This window comes from Actinocorallia sp. B10E7, assembly GCF_039871655.1.
GTDB lineage: Bacteria > Actinomycetota > Actinomycetes > Streptosporangiales > Streptosporangiaceae > Actinocorallia.
On record NZ_JBDPLZ010000023.1, the window covers coordinates 1 to 6,856 of the forward strand.

The 6,856-nt window shown below is 69.5% G+C and carries 6 protein-coding genes; 2 read left to right on the top strand and 4 right to left on the bottom strand.

What is annotated here, in order from left to right:
* Window positions 1-168: 168 nt before the first annotated feature.
* The 4 genes from ABGB12_RS34935 to ABGB12_RS34950 all read right to left on the bottom strand — a co-directional run bounded on the left by ABGB12_RS34935 (window position 169) and on the right by ABGB12_RS34950 (window position 5,169).
* Window positions 169-690: a hypothetical protein gene (locus ABGB12_RS34935; protein ID WP_347684820.1), complete on the bottom strand. Its 522-nt coding sequence runs from the start codon at window positions 688-690 to the stop codon at window positions 169-171.
* A 379-nt stretch (window positions 691-1,069) separates the two neighbouring features.
* Window positions 1,070-2,281, bottom strand: a complete 1,212-nt coding sequence (locus ABGB12_RS34940) for a VWA-like domain-containing protein (RefSeq protein ID WP_347684822.1) — start codon at window positions 2,279-2,281, stop codon at window positions 1,070-1,072.
* 101 nt (window positions 2,282-2,382) lie between these two features.
* Window positions 2,383-3,666, bottom strand: a complete 1,284-nt coding sequence (locus ABGB12_RS34945) for a MoxR family ATPase (RefSeq protein WP_347684824.1) — start codon at window positions 3,664-3,666, stop codon at window positions 2,383-2,385.
* 90 nt (window positions 3,667-3,756) lie between these two features.
* Window positions 3,757-5,169, bottom strand: a complete 1,413-nt coding sequence (locus tag ABGB12_RS34950; protein WP_347684826.1) for a hypothetical protein — start codon at window positions 5,167-5,169, stop codon at window positions 3,757-3,759.
* A gap of 419 nt (window positions 5,170-5,588) precedes the next feature.
* Between ABGB12_RS34950 and ABGB12_RS34955 the strand changes: the two genes are divergently transcribed.
* Together ABGB12_RS34955 and ABGB12_RS34960 are read left to right on the top strand one after the other, a co-directional pair.
* Window positions 5,589-5,849 carry a hypothetical protein gene (locus tag ABGB12_RS34955; protein WP_347684828.1) on the top strand — a complete coding sequence of 87 codons (261 nt, stop codon included), beginning with the start codon at window positions 5,589-5,591 and terminating at the stop codon, window positions 5,847-5,849.
* Entirely contained in the window at window positions 5,842-6,531 is a 690-nt protein-coding gene (locus ABGB12_RS34960; RefSeq protein ID WP_347684830.1) for a hypothetical protein, read from the top strand. The genes ABGB12_RS34955 and ABGB12_RS34960 overlap by 8 nt, the downstream gene beginning before the upstream one ends.
* The last annotated feature ends 325 nt before the right edge of the window (window positions 6,532-6,856 follow it).

The window sequence follows — 6,856 nt, forward strand, 5'->3', positions numbered from 1 at the left end:
CTGCCCAGCGGATACCCGGCAGGCACCCCGCAAGAATCCCTCGACTGCGCCTGCGGCCTCTACCTCGGCGACACCACAGCCTGGCTCGACCCGCCACCCCCGACGAATTAACGGGCGCGACCACTAGAACGCGGAGCCGGACCTTCTTGCGGTTCCGCGTTTGATCTCCTACTCGGGGCGTATGGCGATGGTGCTGACGGTGCCGTTGCCCCAGACAGTGGTGTTCATCATCGTCCGCCCGTTCAGGGACGCCACCGTGAACTCCGGTACGAAGCGCGTCGTGAACGTCCCCGCGATCCAGCTTCGAAGCTGATCTATTTCGCTTGCGACCCAGTCCCAGTCGTCGAGGAGCCGCACCAAGGCCCAAGCCCTGTGGTCCTCTCCGCCGTCGGCTTCGTCATCTCGCGCATAGTCGACTGCAAGCAGGAATTCACGTTCTTCGTTGAAGAGCCCGTACTCGGTCGCCATCCGGAACCAGCTCGCATTGACCTTGTCTGGCATGTCCGGATCCTCGACGTCGGCTATCTCGTCCGAGCCGGAGTCGAACCGGCCGTGCTCGGGGCCGGCGCTCGCGGGTGAGTACCCCGGCGGCAGCGGAGGCAATCGGACTTCTTCCCGGCTCCTTCGCTGTATGAAGCGGAGCCCGGCGGGCGCGAGCAGAACAGCCATCTCCGCATCAGTGAGCGTCACAGACGTACGATAACCACCAAAGGGACTCTCCTCGCATCGAAGAGGCGAGGAGAGCACGCCTCTGGGACTACGCCGCTCACAGACCTCCGCGGCTTGGACACGCATCGCGTGGAAAGCTCTGTCACACTGTCTCACCTCCCGCATGGACGCGACCCCAGTTCCTCTTCCCATCCGGGACGCCCGGTTGGGGGACCGGCGCTCCAGGCGGATCTGGGTGTTGCTGCATGGTTCGGCTTCGGTGGCCATCACCTCGGCTCCGGTATCCGCTGCACCGGGATCTGGGACGGACAGCAGGCCCTGCGCTGCACCGCTGTTTCTCCGCTGGACCTCGCTTACGACCAGCCCCGGCCCCTTGAGGGAGCCGAGGCTTTGTCGTCTCTCACGCGATGGTGACGACGCGGGCCCAATGCGGCGGGTTTTCCGGGGTGTAGTCGGGGTTTTCCTCGTCCACTGGGCTTGCCGGGCGCGGGAAGAGGCCCACCACGGTGCGGCAGGGGGGCTGCTCGGAGGGCCAGGGGGTCTGGCCGTCCGTCAGGGCGACGATCACGTCCGGGCGGGGTCGGGAGCGGAGCGCCCGGGTGAAACCCGAGCGCAGATCCGTGCCTCCGCCACCGATCAGCTCGATGTTCTCGGCTCGGCAGAGTGGGACGGCGATCCCGGCCGCCGCGTCGCAGGAGATCACCGACACCAGGTCGCGCCGGCCGCCCACCGCCCGCGAGATCGCCGCCACCTCCAGCAAGGCGCTGCCCAGTTCGGCGTCGCTCACGGAGCCAGATGTGTCGATCACCACGCAGACCCGGGGCGGACTCCGGCGCAGGCTCGGCAGGAGCACACCGGGGACAGCGGCCGCACGCCGGGACGGACGCCGATAACTGTGGTCTTCTCCTGCCCCCGGGGCTCCCGCCGCCGAGCGGACCGCCGCTCCCAGCAACTGCCGCCACGGCTGAGGCGGATGGAACGCCTCGTCCGCCCATCGGCGCCAGCCTTCCGGCGCGTCGCCAGGCCGACCCTTGATCGCCTCGGCGACCCGGAAGCGCACCGCGTCCCGCTGCTGTCTGCTCAGACCGTGCGCCCCGTCGGGCCCCAGCTCCCACGGACGGTCCTGACCGTCGGCACCGCTGCCGCAGTCCAGCCAGGCCAGGTCCGGGGTGAGCCCGGACATGGAAGCCGTCCGCAGGTACTCCTCCATGAGCATCCCGTCGGACAGCCCCAGCATCGACGGCAGGACCGCCCCGGCGGGCAGGGGAAGACCGTCACCGTAGATGTCGTCGTTGATCTCGAAGTCGGCGGCGATGTTCCGCCGCAGCCGCTCGCCCGGTCCGTCCTTCCCCTGCTCTTTCGCGTACCGCTCGCCCCGTCCGTGATGGTCTCGGAGCAGATGGGACACCTCGTGCACCCAGACGCCCGCCAGCTCCTCCACCGGGGTGCGCGCGACGAAGCCGGGGGAGACATAGCAGCGCCAGTGCGCGTCCACCGCCATCGTCGGCACTGAACGGTCCTCCACGACGTGCAGCGCGAAGAGCGCGCTCGCCAGGTAGGGGCGGACCTTCACCGCGTGCAGCCGAGCGGCCAGCAACTTCTCCAGGTCCAACGGGAGGCCAGGCTCGCCGGAGCCGCTTGGGCGTGCCGGAACGGCGGCCCGCACCCGGCGCGGCGGTGCGGGCCGGCCCATCGGAGACTTCGAGGTCCCCGTCATCGGCGCGCCCCCGCCGTACGCCCGGCGTCGGACGACCCCGTGGCCCGCCGTACCGACTGGTCCGCCCGCCTGGCGAGACCGATCACTCCGGCCAGCCGTTCCACCGCCTCCGGCACTTCCCAGTCGTCACGCCGCAGCGAGGCCAGGACCGTCGCCGGGGCGACCAGCAGGTCCGCGGCGCCGGTCTCCAGCGCCCGAACCAGTACCGCCCAGCCCGCCTCCCAGCGCTCCCGCTGTGGCCGTGCGCCCACGGCGGCCACCACCGCCTCCAGCGTCGCCTGACGTAGATCTCCCCGCACCGGCAGCTCGGCGGATGCCGGATCGGCCAGCAGCGTCTCCGGGTCCGGCAGATCCATTCGGTCCAGATGGGCGAGAAGTTCGAGCCCGGGCCCGTCCCCTACCGCACCCCGTATCAGCAACGCCAGTACCTCCCGCGAGACGGACGCCGCCGTGCCGAAGGCCAGCAGGGTCAGCGCGGCCTCCCAGCTCCGGGGTGAGGGCCAGGCACCGCCGCGTCGTGTCTCGGTGCTCGGCAGCCGATGGATGAGCGTCGGCCGCGCCTGCAGGAATCCACACACCGCGCGTCGGGCGTACGCCGCCGCCTCTGGCAGCTTCTCCGGCGCCAGCCGGGGCAGCTGCGCCCGGGGCCAGACACCGCCCAGCCCGCGCACCACCGTGTCCCGGTCGTGGACCCAGTACAGGTGCACGAACCGGTTGGCCAGCGGCGGGCTCAGCTCCCACCCGTCCGCCGCCGAGGCGCGCGGATTGGCAGCGGCCACGATCCGTACCGCCGGCGGCAGTTGCAACGCACCGACTCTCCGCTCCAGGACGACCCTGAGCAGCGCGGCCTGAACGGCCGGAGTGGCGGTGGAGAGTTCGTCCAGGAAGAGCAATCCCCGTCCGGCACGTACGAGGTCCACTGCCCACTGCGGCGGCGCCATGGGCACTCCTTGCGTCGCCGGGTCATCGCCGACGATGGGCAGCCCGGAGAAGTCCGTCGGCTCGTGGACGCTGGCGATCACGGTCGTCAGCGGCAGGTCGAGCGAGGCGGCGAGCTGCGTCAGAGCCGCGGTCTTGCCGATGCCCGGTTCGCCCCACAGCAGCACGGGCAGGTCGGCCGCCACGGCCAGGGTGAGCGCTTCGAGCTGCTCGTCGGGGCGCGTCTCGGTGGTAGTGGTTCGCAGCAGGGCCAGGAGGTCGTCGGCGAGGGCGAGTTGCGGGTCGGTTCCGGCTGCGCCGGAGGTCAGGACCGGGTTGGGCAGAAGGGTACTGGAGATCATGGGCATCACCTGGGGTTATCGGAAGGGACGGCATGGCCGGAAGACGGAGGGCCATGCCCGTGCGGAATGGGTGGTTCGAGCGCGGGACGGTCAGTTTGCCCGTGCTGGGCCGGTACGGAGTCGCGCCCGGCTGCGCCGTTCGGGGCGCGTCGCGGCGGGGTGTACGGGGCGCAGCCCAGAGCGGAAGAATCCGTGGTCGAGACGGCGGGCCGCAGCCGACTCCAGCGCCTCCCGCAGTGGCCCGTCGCGCAGGACCGCACCAGGACCGAGCAGGCCTTCGACCACGGCCAGCGCCCCGGAGACATCGCCGTGGCCGAGCCGTTCCCGGACGGCGGGCAGTGCCTGCGGGTCGCGGTGCACCGCGTCGATCGCCCGAAGACACGGCAACGCGGGGCCACCGAGCGCCACGAGTAGCTCTTCCCGGCGCAGCTGTGCCGCGTCGTGGTCGATCGCCGTCAGTACCCCGTCCCGCAGCGCGATCCGGTGGATCTCGCCCCGGCACTCCACTCTGTGGGGATCGCCGGGCTGCGGCTCAGGGTCAGGAGCGGGTTCCGCCCCGGACGCCGACAACGCCTCGGCTACGAGCGGATGCAGGCGGTCGGCGGCGACCAGCCCGGCACGCAGCAACGCCAGATCCGGAAGAATCCGGGCCGACGCTTCCGGTAGCACCGGCAGCGCCGCGACCACCTGAGGCGGCAGCACCTCTCGAAGCGGTCGGAACGTCGGGACATGGCTGTCATCGGGGGCGACGAGTTCGAGCACCCTGCGGTCACGTGCGCCGAGCCGGACGGTGAAAGCCCCGCGAGGGCGGCCCTCCGCCTCCAGCAACAGCTCGGCCTCGGCGGCCCACCGTGCCGACGCCCACGAGTGATCGTTGAGGTTGGAGGAATCGGGCCGGACCGGCCCGTTCAGCCAGGCGAGCGGGTGAGGCCGGTCGGGAGGTGCCGGGACCGGCGCGGCGTCCGCACCGCAGCGCCACGCCAGTTCGCCGCACCGGCTGGAGTCCCATAGATGCCGGTGCAGGTCGAGCCGAAAGCGCCGGGCGGGACGTGGGTGCGGATGGTGCCTCGGGGCGCCGCCACCGTGCTCCTCCCAGAGAGCCAAGGACATCCGTTGGCCGGCGTCCGCCCAAGCCGGCGGCGTCCGCACCACCAGCTGCAACGGCATGGTGCCGGACGGGTCGTAACGGCTGAGGGAGATGGTCAGGCCTGGTCTGATCCGCCCGTCGGGAGCGATGCGGGGCATGTGCCAGCGAAGCAGATCCGGTGCCAGCCGACGCAGATCCGCTCTGAGGCGGGTGACGAACTCGGTGCCGTGGCGGTCGCGCACGGCGTGCAGATCGAAATCGATGTCGATCCGAGCGGCGGCGCAGGCCCCCGCCCAGTCACCGACCGCACGCCGTGCGGTCGCGGTTTCGATCATGGACAGTGGTACGGCGTACTCACGCACGCGCTGCCACATCAGCAGATGGGCCGGAGTCATGTTCACGAGGTGGGATGCCATCAGCACTCACCTTGCGCGAACGATTCCCCCGATCTGTATGAGGAGTTGTTCTTCATCCCGGACATCATAAGCACCTGAACGTGGATCTGTCAGTCCGGCCCTTGCTCGATCAGCTCAGCGTGCAAAGAAGGTCTGAGGTGCCCCGAAGGTCGTCCGGACCCTTCGGGGCACCTCACAGTGCGTTCCGGAGACGGCGGCGTCGACGTGGTCGCCAATGACCCCGACCCCATCCGCGGTGGGCGGATCATCATCCAGGCCAAGCGGTACTCCTCAACCATCGACCCCAGCGTGGTGCGTGATCTGTACGGGACCCTGCTCCAAGAAGGAGCCTCCAAGGGAGTACTGGTGACCACCTCGGGCTTCGGTCCGGGCAGCCGCGAGTTCGCCGAGAACAAGCCACTCATCCGGGTCCGGACTCGGTGCTCACCATCGGAGCGTGGAAGGCGCAGCACGTTGCCGCCTGGGCCGGTCGGCGGCCGTTCGTCTGGCTGGACGACGAGCACAACATCGCCAGCCAGCTAGCGAAGCGACGCAAGGCGGGAGAGGTGGGGGAGCATCTCGTGGTCCAGGTGTCGCCGAAGTCCGGGCTCCGTGACCGTCACCTGGTCAAGGCCGCGAAGTGGTTCGCACAGTGTGCCGCGCCGGTCAGTCGCAGCGATGAGGAGAAGATCGATGGCTGAGGCCTCTACCGAGACCGACCTCGTCAGCCTCGTCGGGCCCGTCGCCGTCACAGAGTTCGAGGCCTCCAGCGACTGCTACAAGCCCGGCCTGCTGGAGTGGGGACACGAGCTCCGGGACCTGGCCGACGCCGAGTTCGAGACCGAGGCCAGCTCCGCGATCTACGACTCCGCGCTCGTCAACAGCTTCCGCGGCAACTGGAACCACGAACACTTCAAGGCGACCGCCTGCCGGCACGAAGCCCAGAGGCGACACGTCGAGGCCGGCCACGCCACCGACTGTCGGGGCGAGACCATATACGGACGAGCCCACTCACGGCTGATGCGGGACCACGGCTACATACCGACCGCAGCGGGGGGAGCGCCGCTGCGAGGTGGCCGACGTCTGACCCTGCACCACCGAGGCCCCCGCTACGGCGGGGGCCTTGGCATGCGACCCGCGCCGTCGCCGGGGCGACAGCGCGGGAACGGGCGGTTACTTACGGTGCCAGCGGAGGGCGACGTAGCCGAGAAACAGGCCGATGGCAGTCCCGGCCACAGGGTTGAGCGACAGGATGTAGCAGGTCACGCCCACTGCGATGAGCTCGCAGACCAAGAGGGCCATCCGAGGAGGAACCTTCCGTGGTTCCTCCGGACAGTCTCCTTTAAAGGTACTATTCATTTGAAGACCTTTCGAAAATCCTGAACTTCATTGGGTGAAGAGTGGGTAGTGGGAAGGGCCCTTTGGGAAGGTCCTCTGTTGGCGCAGAGGACCTTCCTCTTTCCCTTTCTCGGTCCAGTACGGTCGCGGCGCATCGCTTCTCCTTCCTATCGGGTACGCAAAAGGACGCGCTCCTGCGGCTGATCCGAAGCTGACGAGAGATGGAAGGAGGTCTCGCCCCTGCGGAACCTGTCAAACCGAATGAGACATCAGCTTGCTTGAGCGGTTTGTGGTGGTGTGTCGGTTCGGTGGGTGGTGGGTGGCTTGTTGATCCACGCGTTGGCCGGCAGCTCCGGCGGTCGGGGGCGGC